Annotated in this window: 17 protein-coding genes; all 17 read left to right on the top strand. The window is 39.2% G+C overall.

All coding sequences use genetic code 11. The features are described from left to right. Nucleotides 1-9 precede the first annotated feature (9 nt). Nucleotides 10-2,499 (top strand): VirD4-like conjugal transfer protein, CD1115 family, encoded by a 2,490-nt coding sequence (locus tag BMZ06_RS08945; RefSeq protein ID WP_089751708.1) that lies wholly within the window; start codon nucleotides 10-12, stop codon nucleotides 2,497-2,499. 30 nt (nucleotides 2,500-2,529) lie between these two features. Further along, complete coding sequence (locus tag BMZ06_RS08940; protein WP_089751707.1) at nucleotides 2,530-4,431, top strand: pLS20_p028 family conjugation system transmembrane protein; 1,902 nt, start codon at nucleotides 2,530-2,532, stop codon at nucleotides 4,429-4,431. 27 nt (nucleotides 4,432-4,458) lie between these two features. Then, nucleotides 4,459-4,782: a DUF5592 family protein gene (locus BMZ06_RS08935; RefSeq protein ID WP_245755987.1), complete on the top strand. Its 324-nt coding sequence runs from the start codon at nucleotides 4,459-4,461 to the stop codon at nucleotides 4,780-4,782. Continuing rightward, on the top strand, nucleotides 4,766-4,972 hold the full coding sequence (locus BMZ06_RS08930; RefSeq protein ID WP_089751705.1) for a hypothetical protein: 207 nt from the start codon (nucleotides 4,766-4,768) through the stop codon (nucleotides 4,970-4,972). The genes BMZ06_RS08935 and BMZ06_RS08930 overlap by 17 nt, the downstream gene beginning before the upstream one ends. Next, the gene (locus tag BMZ06_RS08925; RefSeq protein WP_089751704.1) at nucleotides 4,973-5,632 is read left to right on the top strand and encodes a hypothetical protein; all 660 of its coding nucleotides are present in this window, start codon (nucleotides 4,973-4,975) and stop codon (nucleotides 5,630-5,632) included. 3 nt (nucleotides 5,633-5,635) lie between these two features. Further along, nucleotides 5,636-7,558, top strand: a complete 1,923-nt coding sequence (locus BMZ06_RS08920) for a VirB4 family type IV secretion system protein (protein WP_089751703.1) — start codon at nucleotides 5,636-5,638, stop codon at nucleotides 7,556-7,558. A gap of 2 nt (nucleotides 7,559-7,560) precedes the next feature. Next, nucleotides 7,561-8,661 (top strand): lysozyme family protein, encoded by a 1,101-nt coding sequence (locus BMZ06_RS08915; protein WP_089751702.1) that lies wholly within the window; start codon nucleotides 7,561-7,563, stop codon nucleotides 8,659-8,661. A 15-nt stretch (nucleotides 8,662-8,676) separates the two neighbouring features. After that, nucleotides 8,677-9,249 (top strand): coiled-coil domain-containing protein, encoded by a 573-nt coding sequence (locus BMZ06_RS08910; protein WP_089751701.1) that lies wholly within the window; start codon nucleotides 8,677-8,679, stop codon nucleotides 9,247-9,249. 2 nt (nucleotides 9,250-9,251) lie between these two features. Further along, nucleotides 9,252-10,118: a hypothetical protein gene (locus BMZ06_RS08905; protein WP_089751700.1), complete on the top strand. Its 867-nt coding sequence runs from the start codon at nucleotides 9,252-9,254 to the stop codon at nucleotides 10,116-10,118. 247 nt (nucleotides 10,119-10,365) lie between these two features. Then, on the top strand, nucleotides 10,366-10,623 hold the full coding sequence (locus BMZ06_RS08900; protein ID WP_014641917.1) for a hypothetical protein: 258 nt from the start codon (nucleotides 10,366-10,368) through the stop codon (nucleotides 10,621-10,623). Next, nucleotides 10,620-11,783, top strand: a complete 1,164-nt coding sequence (gene mobP2, locus BMZ06_RS08895; protein ID WP_089751699.1) for a MobP2 family relaxase — start codon at nucleotides 10,620-10,622, stop codon at nucleotides 11,781-11,783. Before BMZ06_RS08900 ends, mobP2 begins: the two co-directional genes overlap by 4 nt. 9 nt (nucleotides 11,784-11,792) lie before the next feature. Further along, a complete protein-coding gene (locus BMZ06_RS08890; RefSeq protein WP_089751698.1) occupies nucleotides 11,793-12,221 on the top strand; it encodes a hypothetical protein in 429 nt (142 codons plus the stop codon). Nucleotides 12,222-12,261: 40 nt separating this feature from the next. Then, a complete protein-coding gene (locus tag BMZ06_RS08885) occupies nucleotides 12,262-12,543 on the top strand; it encodes a hypothetical protein (protein WP_089751697.1) in 282 nt (93 codons plus the stop codon). Next, nucleotides 12,530-14,023 (top strand): ArdC-like ssDNA-binding domain-containing protein, encoded by a 1,494-nt coding sequence (locus BMZ06_RS08880; RefSeq protein ID WP_089751696.1) that lies wholly within the window; start codon nucleotides 12,530-12,532, stop codon nucleotides 14,021-14,023. Before BMZ06_RS08885 ends, BMZ06_RS08880 begins: the two co-directional genes overlap by 14 nt. Before the next feature lie 59 nt (nucleotides 14,024-14,082). Continuing rightward, a complete protein-coding gene (locus BMZ06_RS08875; protein ID WP_089751695.1) occupies nucleotides 14,083-14,988 on the top strand; it encodes a toprim domain-containing protein in 906 nt (301 codons plus the stop codon). An 844-nt stretch (nucleotides 14,989-15,832) separates the two neighbouring features. Then, nucleotides 15,833-17,287: a class I SAM-dependent DNA methyltransferase gene (locus BMZ06_RS08870; RefSeq protein ID WP_089751694.1), complete on the top strand. Its 1,455-nt coding sequence runs from the start codon at nucleotides 15,833-15,835 to the stop codon at nucleotides 17,285-17,287. Beyond that, a complete protein-coding gene (locus BMZ06_RS20960) occupies nucleotides 17,284-18,504 on the top strand; it encodes a restriction endonuclease subunit S (protein WP_217646820.1) in 1,221 nt (406 codons plus the stop codon). Before BMZ06_RS08870 ends, BMZ06_RS20960 begins: the two co-directional genes overlap by 4 nt.

Raw genomic sequence — 18,504 nt, 5'->3', positions numbered from 1 at the left:
GTGATTCATTTGAAATCAGTCATTGCTAAGAAACAGGTGCTTATGGTATTAAGCATCTGTTTTTTTATAACCACGATGCTGGTCAGTACTTTTCTATGGAATCTAGGAGAGGCCATGTGGGAAAGCTTAAAGACATTCCCGGAATTCAGTAAACCCATAGAGTTTAAATTTTCGTATTGGACAGATTTTCATTTCAAGGAGCAATCACTCTACTACGGAATAGCTGCTTTAATTGGTTTTGTCGGTATAGCTCACATGATTTACAAACTTAGAAGTAACTTTAAACCCGTAGGTACAGATGAAAAGGGTTCTCAGAGATTTGCCACAAGAAAAGAAATCCAACAACAGTACAAAGCTATTCCTGACCGAAAGCAATCTTATGAAGGTCAAGGTGGTCCTGTATTATCGAGAAAGGGGGACAAAGCTTTTATTGATCCATCCCCTGTCAATAATTTAATCATTGGTACGACAAGGAGTGGTAAGGGTCAAACGTATGTGATTCCAACCATCGATGCCTATTCTCGTGCTGAACATCAGCCTTCTTTAGTCATTAATGACCCTAAAGGAGAGTTATTCGCTTCTAGCCGGGAGACATTGGAGAAAAGAGGGTATGAGGTAGAGGTATTAAACCTAATGAATCCTATGCAAAGCATGAGCTTTAATTTGCTGGAGTTGGTTAAACAATCGTATAAGGATGGGGATTATTCTACAGCTCAGACGCTTTGCGAAACCATTACTCATATGCTTTACCATAATCCGAATGCTAAAGAACCCATGTGGGATGATTCAGCTAAATCCCTTGTGAATGCCATGATCCTTGCCGTTACAGAGAAGAGCATAACGGAAGAAACAGAAGAAAAAATTACGATGTATACGGTCGCTAATATGCTCTCCGAGTTAGGAACTAGAAATGAGATCGATGAAGATGGCCAAGAATATAATGCATTGGATCGGTTCTTCCAAGAGTTACCTCAATCCCATGTAGCCAAAGGTCAATATGCAACGAGTAATTTTTCCAAAGGGAATACTCGATCTAGCATTTTTACGACAGCTATGAATGGATTGACGAAATTTACAATGAGTGAAACGGCAAAGATGACAGCTAAAAACTCTTTAGATTTAAAAAGAGTGGGATTCGGTCAAAGTATTAAGGGGCGAGGACATCCTTTTTCCAGAATAAAGGTTTTCTTTCCCGATGGAACAACCGAGACCAATCAATCAGGAGAAAGTGGCACATGGACCATTAACTTTAACACTTCATTATTGGCCGGAGATCAGGTAGTTGTGTCTCAGGAAGCCACACCAGTCTCTTCGGAAGATGAAGAAGTTCAAAAGGATAGGTCGACCATCCGGATTGACGAAGTGGATGAGAGAAACGGCAACGTTTCCTTCACTTATCTTTCTGAGAGCGACACTATCGAAGTAAAAGAAATTATGTACTCGAATAAGCCTATCGCTGTGTTTATGGTTACACCTGATTATGATACCTCTACGCATGCTATTCCATCAATTTTCGTTAGCCAATTGTATTATGTACTATCCAAAAATGCAGCTATTGCCAAAGGACAAAAATGCTTACGTGAAGTGGTCTTCATGTTAGATGAGTTTGGCAATATGCCTGCAATAGCCGATATGGATAATAAAATCACGGTATGTTTGGGAAGGAATATTCGCTTTCACTTAGTGGTTCAATCCTATGCTCAATTAAAAGATTTGTATGGAGAAGATGGGCAAGCGACTATTCGTGGAAACTGTGGGAATGAAATTTATATTTTGAGTGCTGACTATGATTCAGCTTCCTATTTTTCTTCCAAGTTAGGAAAGAAAACATTGAATACACAAACTCGGTCTGGATCTACTTTCTCCTTGGATAAGTCGAAGACGGAAAGTACGGAAGGAAGAGATCTTTTAACGGCCAATGAGCTGCAGGAATTAGAGGAAGGAGATACGGTCGTACGTCGTGTGTTATTACGACGTGACAAGAGAGGGCGAAAGATTCGTGCTTTTCCTATTTATAATACAGGAAAGTACAGTATGAAATATGCTCATACGTACCTCAGTTCAGAATTTCGCCCAGGGCGGTCGATTACGGAAGAAGAAATTTTGACTCCGCACCGCCATGTTCATCCATCAGACTTAGTGATAGATTTCCAAGTTGACGAATCTAATAAACAAAAGACAGACGAGGTAGCAGAGGAAATGGAAAGTTTCTCGAAAAATGGACCATTTAGTGATGCAGAACCATCAACGGAATGGTGGCAGAAGGAAAAAGTCGGAGATTTCTTTGATAAGAGTACATTTGCCCTGATCCATCAGCAAATTGCTCCACATTTGGAACACAGTGAAGAGGAAATGAATGAGGAACCTATGGAAGCTTTTCTTTATAACTTAAAGCTTCTGGGCGATCATGAAGAAATTAACCGCCAAGTGTATAGTCACATACGCAAACAAGTAGATAAGTTAATTGAAGAACAGGAATCACCCGTGGTGCAAGAATGAAAAGGGAAAAATCTTTAAGGTGGTGATGGAATGTCCGATGAAGAGTTGTTAGAGATATTGTTAAGGTTTTCGGACGTCTTATCGACCAATAATATTTTCACCTCTGGATTAAGGATCATGGGGTGGGGAACAATCCTATTCTTGAAAATGATTGTCGATGGCCTAGAAGGCATGGTCGATAAAGTTTTAATCTTAACGGATTTCTTTTCGAGCGATCCTGTGATTAACTTTCTAGAAACCATCCAGCCTGTTCTCTATATTTTGTTAGCCATTTCATTGGGAATGATCGGCTTTCGATTAGTTTTTAATAAAGAAAAGAATCGATCTGATGTACCCATGAACCTATTTATATCCATCATGACGATTACTCTATTGTCATTTGGAATGGGGAAAGTGAATGACTTTACTGGCGATGCCATGGATGTAGCAAAGGTACAGACCGATTCATTTACTACCTCTGATCGAGTAATGGAAGACTATATTACTGATATAGCCGTTTATGAAGAATCCGATTGGAAAACCCCGGATATAGAAGAACAACATCATATAAGTCCAGCCTCAATTGATAAAATATCCATTAATGAAACGATTGACGATAGTTTTGAAAAATCTAATGGGGATAGCCTATCGAATAAAGGCCAAAAAATTGTAATGAACAAAGTAGGATTAGAATCAAATGGTGAAGAAGGACTTGTGGAGTTAGGAAAAAGTGGTCTGTTTGATTTCCTTCCAGAAAATTATTACCGGTGGCATGTAGATTGGTTTACGGCTATCGTAACCCTTTCCGTTATGGCTTTTACCATGATATTAATATCCATTAAAGTGGCCAAGCTCTGTTTTGAGCTTGGCTTTAATCATATCGTAGCCTTAATCATGGCCTATGCGGATATTTCCACAGGTCAGCGCTTGAAAGCGATCATTAAGAATATTGGAAGCATTTTTGCTTCTCTTATCATGATTTTTTTAAGTTTGCGTGTGTATATGTATTACACAACCTTTATAGATAATAATCTTGAAGGACTTGGGTACTTGATTGCTTTGATTGCCGGGAGTTTAGCCGTCATTGATGGACCTAATATTGTACAAAAGCTGTTTGGCATTGATGCTGGATTGAAAAATGCTTGGCATGTTGCGATGGGTGGTTACCTAGCCTCTAAAACCCTCGGGCCTCCTGTGAAGAAAGCTGCAGGAGCTATTACAAGCGGTGGAACATCAGCCCTAATGAATACAGGTGCCGGGACAGCTGGTGCGGTCGCTGGTATCTATGGGCGCAAGGATGAGGGAAAATCTAAGACAAATGGAAACAGTGATCTATCATCACCCCAAGGAAATAGAAGTAAAGGAGACCAGAAAAAACAAGAGCCAAGTCCAATGACATCCAATCAGGAAGGACAAAAAGGTTCGTTGGGAGGAAAAGAAACGAGAAGTCCAGAAGCAGGAAATCGTTCATCCACCAATGAAACTCAGGGGCCGTCTCATCCTTCTTCTCGGAAAGGGTCTTCTATGAACACTACAAAAGAAGACACCCCAGGTGGGTCGGACCTACCGTCTTCCAACCAAAGCAATGAGCAGCCTATATCTACTCCACCTAATAAAGATAAAAAACAAGAGAAAGATATAAATAGTAGTGAAACAGGAAGCGAACGTTTAGGTGCGAACGATAATGAACCTAAGGAGGGGACAGACCAAATAGAAGCAAGCACGAAACCAGAAACATCAGATGTGAAAACGCCAGAAAGTACGGAGGATATTCCTATGCCGAATCAATACAGAACAGAGCAGCGAACCGTTGGAGGATATATGAAAGATCGATTTAGGGAACGATTCAATCATAATCCCAAGGTTCAAAATGCAAAGAGGACGTATAACTTATCTCGAAATACGACGGAAAACTGGATAAATAAAATTAAGAAACGCGGACCAGAGGAATAACTTCGTCCGCGTTTTGTTTATGAAGGAGTGGTTTTATTGCAATACAAGATACCATCCGAAATTGGAAGTGAGTTGAAGATCAACCGTCTATTTTACCTTACAGACTTACTTGTGGTCCTCATCCTAGGCGGCATAGGCTTTACATTCCGGTATGTCGTTCATTCTTCATTGGTGTGGTGGTATGCAATCTTTTGGATCTTATTGATGGTTGCTTGGTTGATCCGACCCAAAACGAATCCAAAACTGCGTATGGCGAAAGCCTTGTTCTTAGCTGTCACAAGAGATCGAATGACTTATTGTGCCATCGATAAAAAAGAAAGGGAGGATGGTAGGAATGGGGATCAAATATGAAGGGTTTCATGATGAAGAATATGCCTTTCAACAGTTTAAGGTACTTCTTGAAGAACAGCTTGGACGAAACCTAACAATAATAGAAGCACGGAAGGTTCGGTGGTTGTCTGGATGGGAGCATGAGACGGTCGGCGTATTTTTTGACCTGATTCATGAAGTAGCTGGAAAGAAAAATGAGGGAGGACTTTAAATGAAGAAGAATAAGAAAGACCACCCTGTCTTTAAAGAAGACAGTTCCGAAAAAATGGCTCTTTTTGATGAACGAAAAACTGTTGAGAAAAAGAAGAAACAAATAAGTTTGAAAGCTAATAAGAAAAAAAGAGAGGTGGCCATTCCATCCATAGCGGAGATTCTTCCCATTCAGGACATGACCGAGGAAGGATCCTTTCATTTACAGGGGGAAATGGGCTACATGGACGTGATGCAGTTGCAGAGTAAAGATATTTATTCTCCATCTACCCAGGAAACCGAATACGACATCATGAAGATGGCCAAGTTCTTTCAATCGTATGCGCCGGATATCAAGATCGTCTCCATGAATTTTCCGGTGAATATGAAAAAGCAACTGGATGCGATTAATTATAAGATTGCTCATAACGAAGCGCCTCTATACGAGCGCTTTTTAATTCGAAAACGAGAGGAACTTCAGTTTTTAGAGACCTATCGGACGAATAGAGAGTTTTATCTATTTATTTATGCAACTAGTCTTAAACAGCTTGCTGAATACAGAAACAATTGTCGGCGCTATCTCGGGCGAGTCGCTCCGATTATGGAGTTAACGGATGAAAAGAAGCTCGATTTGCTCTATAAGCTTTATAATCAAAATTCCAAATTAGAAAAGAGGGGTTAAATTTTGTTCTCATTTCTAAAAAAGAAAAGTGATACCGAAGCAATCCAAGAAAAAGGCTACAATCCTTTCTTGCTTGCCCATATCCAACCACAAGGAGGGGTTAAGTTCCAAGAATCTTTTATTCGTAAAGGAGATGGCTATGAAGTTTGTGTCCATGTGTATGCCTTCCCTAAAAACGTTTCGGACTTTTGGCTAGAACCTATTTTCAATATGGAGAATGTCATTACAACGATGGATATTGTCTCGGACGATCGTTACAAAGTCCGGGATGGTTTAAACAAAGGGATGGCTGAACAAAGTTCCCGAATGATTAATGAAAAAGATAATGCTGGCATTATAGAGGCGCAAAATAACTACGATGATTTGAGGGAGCTATACAATCAGGTCTCTGAGGAAGGAGAAATCATTAAACGTGTTCACCTAAGACATTATGTAAGTGCGCCAACAAGAGAAGAGCTGGAAGATAAAGTGAAAGTCGTCTTATCGATATTACAGGACGAGAATTTCAGAGGATCTATTTTCTTAAACGAACAGGAATTCGAATGGAAATCACTTCTCACGAATTATACAGAACAATCCACTTATCGAAACAAGAGGGAAGGTCATCCGATACCCGCACTAGGGTTAGCGGGTGGCTTTCCTTTTCATTTTACTAGCTTAAACGATCCTTACGGTACGTTCTATGGTACGACACTCACCGGAGGAAATGTCGTCTTTGATCTTTTTCATAGAGATCAGCAGCGTAAGAGTTATAACGGAGTCATGGTGGGGGCGATGGGAGCAGGAAAATCTACTACGCTTAAGAAAATTATGATGGATAACGCGATTAAAGGATATAAGGTTCGGACGTTTGATGTAACCGGAGAATTTGTAGAGCTAACGGAAGCTTTAGGCGGGAAACAAATTGCGCTCGATGGGTCAGATGGGGTCATCAACCCTTTGCAGGTATATCGAACGGCAGAGGATGAATATACCTCCTTTACTCAGCATTTATCCAAGTTGACGACATTCTATAAATTCTTAGCCCCTGAAGCGAATGATAGTGAATTGAAAGAATATGAAAATCTATTAAGAAAGCTCTATGAAAAGCTCGGCTTATGGAACGATGATTCAAAATCAAATATAACCGAACTTTCTGTTCATAAGTACCCGGTCTTTACCGATTTTCTTGCCTTTATCGAAGAACAACTCTATGAAAATATCAAGGAAGGAAAGCAAAGGGAGAAGTTAAGTCAGGAAAGGAAACGACGTCTGGAGAGCATCGAATTAAACATTCGAAACCTTGTAGAAACCTACGCGCATCTATTCAATGGCGTATCAACCATTGCACACTTTGATGAGCAACAGGTCGTTACGTTTACCCTCAGGGGCCTATCTCAAATGAGAGCTGAGGTTTTCCAAGCGCAATTGTTTAACGTTCTCAATCTCTTATGGGACTCCATGCTAACGAATGGGTCTCCTCAATTTGATGCTTATAATCGAGGAGAATTAGCTTTTGAAGATGCTGTACGATATCTCATATTAATGGATGAAGCCCACCATATCATAAACACAAAGAAGAAAAGTGAGAGTGCTCTCGATTTCCTAACAAAGTTTAGCCGAGAGGCCAGGAAGTATTTTGGTGCTCTTCTCTATGCCAGTCACACGATTCGCGATTTTGTTCCTGAGGGTTCGGATCAAAGTATGGTGGAGGAAATCAAGAAGCTTTTTGAACTGACCCAATACAAAATTATTATGCAGCAGGATAGTAACAACTTGGAGATGATGCAGCAAATATTCATGGGGCAATTAAGCCAAAGTGAATTAAAAGATATCCCTTATCTACAAACAGGAGAGACGATGTTAAGCATTCGTGCGGTGGAAAACATTCGCTTCAAGGTGGAGGTATCGGACGAAGAGTTAGCGTTATTTGGAGGAGGTGCTTAAGGATGCCTTGGTCCCTTCTCCTTGGGTTAGTTCCTCGGAAGGTATGGCTATGGTTGATTGGTATTTTAGTAGCTCTCTTCCTTCTACAAGTGCTCTTGTATGCATCTGTCATCACAGGGGTGATTGGTTATCAAAAGTCTTCCTCTAGTGAAGATGTGAGGTCCGTGGATGTAGTCAATGGTACAGCGCAAGTTTCCCCTGCCTTAGAAGAGTATCGTCCTCTATTTGAAGAATATGCCGAACAGTATAGGGTGTCCAAATATGTGGAGCTTCTCTTGGCCAAAACGATGCAGGAATCGGGAGGACGTGTAGATGATGTAATGCAAGCAAGTGAGTCTCTTGGTTTACCTCCAAACACGATTGAGGATCCCGAAAGAAGTATCAAGGTGGGGATCCGATACTTCTCGGAGATGCTGGAAAAAGCCGGAGGAGATATTAAGCTGACCCTTCAAGCTTATAACTTCGGGGGAGGCTTTATTGATTACGCAAACGAACACAACAATGGGGAGTACAGCAAGGAGTTAGCCATCGAATTTTCAAGAACGAAATACCAGGAATTGAAACACACAGGCATGTATTCCTGCATTCGACCGGAGTCGGCAGAAACAGGAGCTTGTTATGGCGATATTGGTTATGTGGAGGCTGTTTTAAGTTACCTTAAAGGCGGAATTATTGAAGCCGATTTACAACCAACTGGAGAATGGGTGATGCCCATTGAAGGGGCTCTTACCCAAACCTCCGATTACGGTATGCGCTCCGATCCCTTTGATGGAACGCCGGATATGCATAGAGGAATTGACTTTGCCTGTACGAATGCCGTAACGCCTATTCAAAGCGTCGATAACGGCCAAGTGGTAGAGGTGGTAAGAAAAAATTCTGGTTACGGAAATAACGTTCTAGTGAAACATGAAGAGGAACTTTATAGTCACTATGCCCATTTGTATGCGATAAGTGTACAAAACGGAGAGATGATCCAAAAAGGTTCAGAAGTTGGCAAGTGTGGTACGACAGGAAACTCTACAGGCCCCCATCTTCATTTCGAAGTCATGACCAAAAACCAGTATCGTTCGGACGTGGACCCTGCTCCTTATCTGGGGCTTTAAGAAAGGAGAACATGGATGAAAAGACGGGTTCTTTTTGGTGTGTTTGTCGCTCTATTAATCATTCTCACATCGGTGAATATATATGCTGCACAAACGATAGCCAATGACGATCAACAGAAGGAATTGCAACAATTAGAAGAGAAAAACGAAATGATTTTGGAAGAAAATAAGGAATTAAAGAAGACGTTACAAAAACGGAAACCTGCGGACATTCAAGCGAGATATAACGCTTTAGTGAAGCAGGTTTCTACGTTTATAAAGGTATCCTTTCAACAGGATAAAGAGACCTATCAAGAAAGAAAAGAGAAAGCAAAAGAGGTGATGAGCAACGATTTAGCTGCAACCTTCTTTCCTACAGATACCTATAAAGGAGACAGGAAAACGGAAGTAGAGGAAGTAGAAATATATATCAAAACAGGTAATCTCACAAACAATCAAGCAAGCGTGTTCGTTCAATTTAAACACACGCTTTTTTCTTTGCAGAGTGATCAAAAACAGGTGTCTCCCGTGTTCCTCCATATAAAAGTTCATAGGGAAGATGGCCATTGGAAGATAACAGATTTCCAAGACGTAGAAGAGGGAGGCTAATCATGAAAAAACAAACGAAACACATCACGGAAGGGACCTCAAAAAAATATCTTATTGGATTAAGCGTCATGGCTATGGCGATTCTTTTTTTCTTGTTTTCAGGTTTTATCTTTGGTGATGAAGAGCAGAGTAAAGTTCAGCAAACGCCTGTCAATCAACCTCTGAACTTACAAGGATCAGGCGAACTGACCATAAAGGAATGGGTTTATAATCCAACGAAAAACCTGATGGTTGTCACCTTGAACCTTAATAAATCAACTACTTTATTAGATGAAAAATTAAGCTTCACGGCTCAGGAAAAAGAGCATCCCAAACGTGATCTACCAACACACGTAGAGTATAACGATGAAAGCAGGTACGTCATAAGCATCCAACAGGTAAGTCCTTCCTTTGATGTTATGGCCTTAGATGTAAACAAAGAAAATACCAATACGCTATTAACCAAAGGGAATGCTCAAAATTCCCTGAAAGGAGGTGAGGAAAAGAAAGAACTGGCGAGGATTTATACCGATCAACGCGAAGTAGAAATGGACAAGCAATTAAGCATTTTATCAGCGCAAAAGTATGAAGTGGCTGCTGTATCTGAGGAGATTGAAGAGGCGAAAGAAACAAGGAAAGAGAAGAAGAAACGTATCCAATCCATTGATGAACGAATCAAAGCAATTGATCAAAAAACCGTTGAATTAGAATCGGAGCTTCTATACGAAACAGAGGAAGAGAAAAAGCAAACAGAGGCTCGAATTCATCATCTGGAAAATGAAAAAGAGCAGATCAATCAAGAAGCAGCCGAGCATGAATTAGCCATTCAAACCATCAAGGAGAAGATAAAGATGTTAGAAGAAAAAAGGGAGATGTTATCAAACGAATAAGGGCAGTGATTACGCTATACGTCAACACAAGGACCACACACCTCCGGTGCAGGGACCACACATCAAGGTGAATACACGAATGATTGTTCCTGTTTTAGACGCACAGTGACCGCACATCTGGAGATTTTCTTGTTCCCTCGTTTTGCCCGGCTCTGCCGGGATTCACACGCCAAGTGGGAACAAAAACCCCTTATGCTCTTCTCTTTATTCACTAGTTTTAGGGACTTCATCAAAAGGAGTGATGGTAATGGAAGTAAGAATTCGATATATGGATCCGAAAACTGTTCAACGAATTGACGAACTTGCGGAAGAAAAAGGGTTAAGTCGGCAAGAGTTTTTACATGCTCAGTTGCATCAGTTGGCTGTCTTTCGAGAAGAGAACCATCGTGAACAAAGACTCCAGCAATTAGTCGATCGAAACATTCAAACGATGGCTCATTGTTATACAGCGATTCGAGAAATGAATGATCTCTTACAGATAGAAGAACCAGGTGAAGAAGCATGAGTGAAACTATAACGCCTGGCGTGGTTTTAAAAACAAAATTCGTGACAGCGAAAAAAAAAGGATTCCAAGATTATGTGCAATACGTGGATCGGGAAGAGGCCAAAGGAAAGGGTGATGCTCATCGGTCCATGTTTAGTTTGTATAATCATTATATGGACAATCCGGATAAAGCCTCTGCCTTGTTTACTCAGCAGTCGGATCATTTATCGCAGGAAGGAAAACAGGGCATTAAATCTCTGTTTGAACAGGCACAAAAAAAGAATAGTATCATGTGGCAAGATGTCATTACATTTGATAATGAATGGCTTCAAAACCGAGGCGTTTATGATTCAAAGACACACACTTTAGATGAAGATGCTTTGAAGCAAGTGACACGGAAATCCATGCAGTCGATGATGAAAAAAGAGGGATTACAAGAGAGTGCTGTTTGGTCGGCGGCCATTCACTATAACACCGATAACATTCATATTCATGTGGCCACAATCGAACCAAATCCGACTCGTGAACGTGGAAAGCGAAAGCCGAAAACTCTAGACGCGATGAAAAGTGAAGTCGTGAATGGCTTGTTAAATCGAACGCAAGAACGAAATCAAATTAACTCGTTGATTCGTGATCACATGGTTAATTCAAAGAAAGAAAATAGCAGCATGAAATGGAGCAATAGAGAAATAAAACCTATGTTCCTCGATGTGTATAATCACTTGCCTAAGGATAAGCGGCAGTGGCACTATGGCTATCAAACGCTGAATCCTATTCGGGCGAAGATTGATGAACTAACGACAAGGTATTTAGATAAGTATCATGGCAAAGATATGAACCAGCTACATGAAAAATTGGATCAAGAAGTCAACGAATTAAAACAAGCCTATGGTGATGGGCTTAAGGATAAGAAGCGATATCAGCATTACAAACAAAACAAGTTGGATGACCTCTATAAACGAATGGGCAATGCTTTCTTACAAGAAATGAAACGGTACGATCGTCAGCAGTATCCTAGACAAACTTCCAATATAAAGCACCCTTATAAGTCCATGCCGTCAGGAGTTCAATTACAACGTTCCTTGAGAAGCATTCAACGTTCGATGGGACAAACGTATGATCAGTTTATCAATGACTTGGATCATCAGAAGTTGGAACGAAAAATCGAAAGAGAAGGGTAGGGTGTATAAATGGGAAGGCGGCAAAATGTTACGCTTCATGAAGAAACGATAGCGTTAATTAATGAGTATCAGGAACAGCATCATATTCGTTATCCTGGTGAAGCCTTAGATCGAATGATTGAAGAGTGGGAAACGCAAAAATCGAAGGACAACTCTCAGGAATATGTCATGAGTTTAATGGCTCAACGTTTTCAAGAAGTGTTTTCTGAAGAGATGAAAAGACTGCGGTTAGCAGCCAATCGAAGTGATAAAAATACGCAGGTACTCCTTGAATTAATGAATGGTTTTGCGATGGACCAAAACTTAGAAAGCTGTGTGACGACACCAATTTTTGAGAGCCAAGCGATGAAGGATGCGAGGCAAGCGGTAGAAGAAAGAATCAGTCATCAGCGTCAGAAGAGAATAAGTGCCGGAGAGACTCAACCAGCATCAAGCTAAGGTTATTCATGAGGAATTATCCAATAAAGGAGTGGAAGGAATGCTTTTGTTTAATAGCAATTATGAAGTTGGTGTGTTTAAGCGTTTAAGTGAAAATAATGAGCTCGTAATGGACGTGGGACAGAAGGAATATACCTTAGCGTTAAGTGATGAGGAAATGGATGATCTTGAGCAACATTTAGTGAATCAAGAGAACCTACTCATTCCTTTTCATAAGAAAACAAAGGAACTGATATTAAATACAGTACCCAATTACGATGAGGAAGAAATGGAAGAACTCATGAACATCAGCGAGGGAGCTGGGGATCATGGTGCAGACTAAACAATCTTATAGTAAGAAATCACCAGAAAAGGTTAAAGAGGAAATCAATCGACTGACAGAGGGAATGGAAAAAAGTATTTCAAACCACTTTCATTCTCCTGAACAAATGAAAGAGTATCTAGACTTTATGGGGAAGTTTCACCGGTATTCCCCACGTAATACGGCATTAATTGATTCACAGTTTCCAGGAGCAGAAGCTGTAGGTTCCTACGCATACTGGAAAGATAAAGGGTTTTCCGTAAACAAAGGAGAGAAAAGTCTAAAGGTTCTCGTGCCTAATCGTTTAGGCCAGCAGTTTCAAGATAAAGAAGGAGAATGGAAACCTTTGAAATATGCGACGAAAACAGAAAAGCAACAAGTCAAAGACGGTCAACTCGACAAACGAGATGGCCGTCTTGTTTATTCTACCGGGAGTGTGTTTGATGTATCCCAGACAACAGCAAATCAAAAAGATTTGCCACAAATCTTTCCTAACAAATGGATTGATGGGGAGATTGAAAACTACACTCAGCTACGGCAAGGAATGGAAGCTATAGCTGATAAAAACAATATTCAGATTGTAGAGCCTTATGAAGAGTTAGGGTCAGCTAAAGGAGTAAGTTACACAGGAAAAGGAGAAGTAGCTCTTAATCCGCGTAACTCTGAGCGACAAGATACAAAGACTCTATTACATGAACTAACTCATGCCAAGCTTCACACAAAGGAAAATATAAATGACTACACTAAACCTGAAAAAGAATTTCAGGCGGAAATGACAGCTTACACGGTTGCTTCTTATTTCAATATAGATACCAGTGACTACTCGTTAGATTATCTGCATCACTGGACTAAGGACCATGAATTTAAAGACCATGAATACTTATTACAAGAGGTTCAGTCAACAGCTAAAGAATTCATTATGACTATTGAAGAATCAATGGAACAAGAAAAGGAAGGGGAGAAGAGTATGAATGCTAAAGAACAAAAACATGAAGTGGAAGAGGAGAAACAAGAAAGGGAGAAGTTACCTTCAGAAAAGCTTCGAGAGATGTACAGAAGCCAAGTGAGCAAGGCTGAAAAGGATAACGGGCCATTTGGTAAGGAGGAAAAGGCCGATGAGGAATATTCTCATCATGATTTCAAAGATGCTTATAAGAAGGAGCTCATGAACTTTATTGAACCAACAGTTGGAAAAGAATTGGATAAAGAAGAAAACAATGACCGGCAAGACCGTTTAAACCGGATGCGTGCTTTTCAGGAGACTCACAGCAATGAAGATGTGTACCAGCTTAAGAAAGAATCTCTTCAAGAATTAAAAGAACTACCATTGACCGATCGTGGGGAGCAGCGACTATCTCAAATCGAAAGTAAGCTGGACCGAGAGTTCCATGAAGAGAAAGAAAAAGAAAGCACCACTTCAGAAATGAAGAATGGAAAGGGTAACAATGAGGCTATTCAGCAAAAGGAAAAGCAAAAAGAAAAAGTAGAGGTTGAACGCTAGACAGGGAGTTTTCTCCCTGTCTTTTTTTATATCTAATTTTAGAAAGGAGGAAGTCCTGCATGGCCAAACATGTAAGCGCGGACCAAGTGGAGGTTGCTCGTAACGTGGATCTCATAGACTATCTTGAGCGTAAAGGGGAGCCATTGAAGAAAGAGGGGAGGTACTACCGACACCAAGTGCATGACAGTTTAGTAATTAAAGATCAAATGTATGCTTGGAACTCCAGAGACGAAAAAGGAGCTGGAGTCATTAACTTTGCCAAAATGTTTTATGGCATGAGTTTTCCGGAAGCTGTTCTGGATCTGAATGCACAAGGTTATAAAGTGAAAGACAATTCCCAAGTGCAAAAGCCTAAGGAGCCTTATCAATATCCTTCCCATTATGAAGTGAACGATAGGACAAAAGCTAAAGATTATCTTACGAAAGAGCGGAAGATTCATCCTAAGATTGTTGATTGGCTTGATAAAAAAGATTTAATCGCACAGGACAAGCTCGGGAATGTAGTGTTTAAGTGGAAGCATCAAGGGGAGATTGTAGGGGCAGATCGACAAGGTACTTCTCCAATGAAAGATGGGCGAATGTTTAAAGGTATTGATAGGAACAGCCATGGTTCAGCAGGGTTTTCAGTTGATATTGGTAAGCCTAATTCTATTTATCTTTTTGAAAGCCCGATTGATGCACTTTCATATTGGAGTATAAAGAAAGAAAAGCTGCAAGACACACGTTTAGTTTCTATGTCCGGGCTCAAAAGGCAGACCATGATTGATGAAATAAAACGAATGGTCAAGGAAGGCCATAACGTGAAGCAAATAACTTTCTGTACGGATAATGATAAGGCTGGAAGGGAGTTTTCCAATAAATATCATCGGCTAAATAGTAAGGAAGTTTCTAAAATTGATTTACCTTCTTATAAAGACTGGAATATAGAGGTTAAGAAACAGAGGAAATTAGTAATAGAAAGGTAAGCAACAGATATGTAAATATGGGTGAATTTCTAAGCATTAAATAATTATAGTATATTTATTTGAAAATTACGCTCAAAAAGGTGGTTCGAAGGGAGGCGGTTCCACCCCGATCACTACTACTGAAAGAAACAGTTATGGCTCCTGGATTTATAAGCAAAACAGACGACAAATGATAGTGTAATCGCGCGAACGTTTCTCTTATGAATTCACATATAGAAATAATTTCCATAAAAAGAATGACTGTTTGGGGATTTTAAGCACTGATTGAACATTAAAGCGACCAGGAGGTCATCTTTATTTATGGAATGCGCTAGAATATCGGAGTGTGTTCTTTAAAACAACAAAATCTCTTCATATCCTCATTCAGAAGGGTTTCAGGCTCGTTCCTTCACTTCCTTGATCAGCCATACAACCATTTATCTAGCAGTTCATTGTGTGGTCCTGACAACCTCGGTATAGCACCGACAACCGCACATTAGGCGAGATGTTTTATGAACGTTGCGTTGAAATCAGTAACTTTGATTGGGGTGTAGCGCTTTAACAGCTGATCGAGCTTTTTGAAGATGCCATTAGTTGGACCAGCAAAAGAATTCAGGCGATCATCGAATTGCAATTACATGTTGGAACGCAGGGATTCCAAGCTTTATCAAGGGATACCTGCCTTTAAGTGTGTGAAAGTTGGAATATTATATTTAGTCTAGTTTACGATTCAATTAATCCTCACACTCCATCTCAAATGTGGTTGAGCCCCATATTGCAAGTGTTGTATAATATAAGGATTATGGACAGTTCATAAAAAGGTAATATTTTATAAAAAAGGAACAATAGCGCAGGAGGATAATAAATGTTTGAACTAACTTTTAAAAATATTGACGATGTACTTTGGAAAGATGCAGGTTGTGGGAGTGAATTAGATTACATAGAGCAAACTTCATGGATACTTTTTTTAAAGTATTTAGACGACCTTGAGAGAGATAAAAAAACAATGGCTGAATTATCTGCTCATTCATATAAAGAAATTATTAAACCTGAATTTAAATGGGAAGTTTGGGCAGCTCCAAAAGATGAAAATGGTAAATTAAATCACCATAAAGCTCTTACTGGAGATGACCTAAGAGACTTTGTGAATAATGAATTATTCCCATATCTGCAGAAATTTAAATTGGAAGCTACAAATGCTGACACGATTGAATATAAAATTGGTGAGATTTTTTCTGAATTAAACAATAAAATTCAAAGTGGATATAACCTTCGAGAAGTTATTAACTATGTAGATGAATTAAGGTTCCGTTCACATGCTGAAAAACATGAGATGTCACATTTATATGAAGAGAAGATAAAAAACATGGGTAATGCTGGTCGTAATGGTGGCGAATATTACACCCCTCGTCCACTAATAAAATCTATAGTAAAAGTCGTAGATCCTAAGATAGGAGATAGCATTTACGATGGAGCTTCAGGTTCGGCTGGCTTTTTAGTTGAGGCTTTTGAATATTTAAAAGGAAGTAAGGATTTAAGTACAGCTGAAATGGACACATTACAAAAAAGAACATTTTACGGAAAAGAAAAAAAGTCGTTAGCTTATATTATTGGGGTTATGAATATGATTTTACATGGAATTGAGGCACCCAACGTTGTTCATACAAATACATTAACTGAGAACATAGCAGATATTGAGAATAAAGACCGTTATAGTATTATACTTGCAAATCCTCCATTTGGTGGTAAGGAACGAGCTGAAGTTCAACAAAATTTTCCCATTAAAACTGGGGAGACAGCCTTCCTATTTCTTCAGCATTTTATGAAAACCTTAAAAGCTGGGGGACGAGCAGGAATAGTAATTAAGAACACATTTCTCTCAAATACAGATAATGCTTCAATTAACCTTCGCAAACAGCTCTTAGAAAACTGTAATCTACACACCGTTCTGGATATGCCAAGTGGTACTTTTACAGGAGCAGGGGTGAAGACAGTAGTACTATTTTTTGAAAAAGGTAAATCAACCAGTGATATTTGGTATTATCAACTAAATTTAGAAAGAAACTTGGGGAAAACAAATCCTTTAAATGAAAATGACTTACTGGATTTTATTGAACTACAGAAAACTAAAGCTGATTCCGTTAATTCATGGACAGTTAATATTTCAGATGTCGATTCCGAAACATTTGACTTATCAGTGAGAAACCCAAACAAAAACAACGAAATAATTTTACGAGACCCCGAAGAGATACTAGATGAAATAGCAAATTTGGATGATGAGAGTGCGGAAATATTAAGTACTATCAGGAGGTTACTATGAAGAAAGGTTGGGAAAGGAAGAAACTAGGGGATATTTGTAGTTTTATAAATGGACTTTGGAAAGGTAAAAAACCTCCTTATATTGAAGTAGGTGTTATCAGAAATAAAAATTTCACAAAAGAAGGAACACTGGATTTTACTGAAATAGCATATTTAGATGTTCAGCAATCTCAATATGCTAAAAGAAAATTAGAATATGGCGACATAATCCTGGAAAAATCAGGAGGCGGAAAAAAGCAGCCAGTTGGAAGAGTAGTAATTTTCGATAAAACGAGCGGGGATTTTTCTTTTAGTAACTTTACTTCTTTAATAAGGATTGTAAATAAAGAAGAATTAGATTGTCATTATTTGCATAGATTTTTGCATTATTTCTATTTGTCCGGCTTGACGGAGGATTTACAAAAACATTCAACTGGTATTAGAAATCTTCAGCTTAAGGAATATAAGGAAATTGAAGTACCTATTCCACCATTATCTGAACAACGCCGAATAGTCGCTCTTATTGATAAAGCTTTTAATCATATTAATAAAACAAAAGAAAATGACGAAAAGAACCTTAAGAATTCTCGAGAGTTATTTGAGTCAACTTTGCAAGGAACTTTTGCTAATCAAAGAGATAATTTTAAGAGAGTATATATTGATGATGTATGTGAATCTATCATAGATTGCATAAATAAAACAGCTCCAATAGTAGACGAGTCAACACCTTTCAAGATGATTAGGACTACGAACGTGAAAAATGGTCAAGTAAATCTAGATGCTGTGAAATATGTAAATGAAGAAACGTTTAATCTTTGGACCCGGCGTCAAGTTCCGAAGCGAGGGGATGTAATTCTGACCCGTGAGGCTCCATTAGGTCAGGTCGGTATGATTAAAACCAATGACCATGTATTTTTGGGACAGCGATTAGTTTCCTATAGAGTTAACAGTTCTGTTTTAGAAAATAGATATTTGCTATATGCATTTCAATCAAATGATATACAGCATCAAATACAATCGTTGGCTTCTGGTTCTACTGTTCAACATATGAGAGTACCCGATTCAAAAAAACTGCAGATAAATCTCCCACCTCTTAAGAAACAACAAAGCATTGTAGAAAAGTTGGAGGCACTTTCAGTAGAAACAAAAAAACTAGAAGATATATATCAAAAGAAACTCACTAACTTAGATGAGCTGAGAAAATCAATATTACAAAAAGCTTTTAACGGTGAACTCTGA

The sequence above is a fragment of the Halobacillus alkaliphilus genome (assembly GCF_900113125.1).
Lineage (GTDB): Bacteria > Bacillota > Bacilli > Bacillales > Halobacillaceae > Halobacillus > Halobacillus alkaliphilus.
Note: the sequence above shows the minus strand (reverse complement) of the source record. Positions and strands in the feature narration are given on the sequence as shown.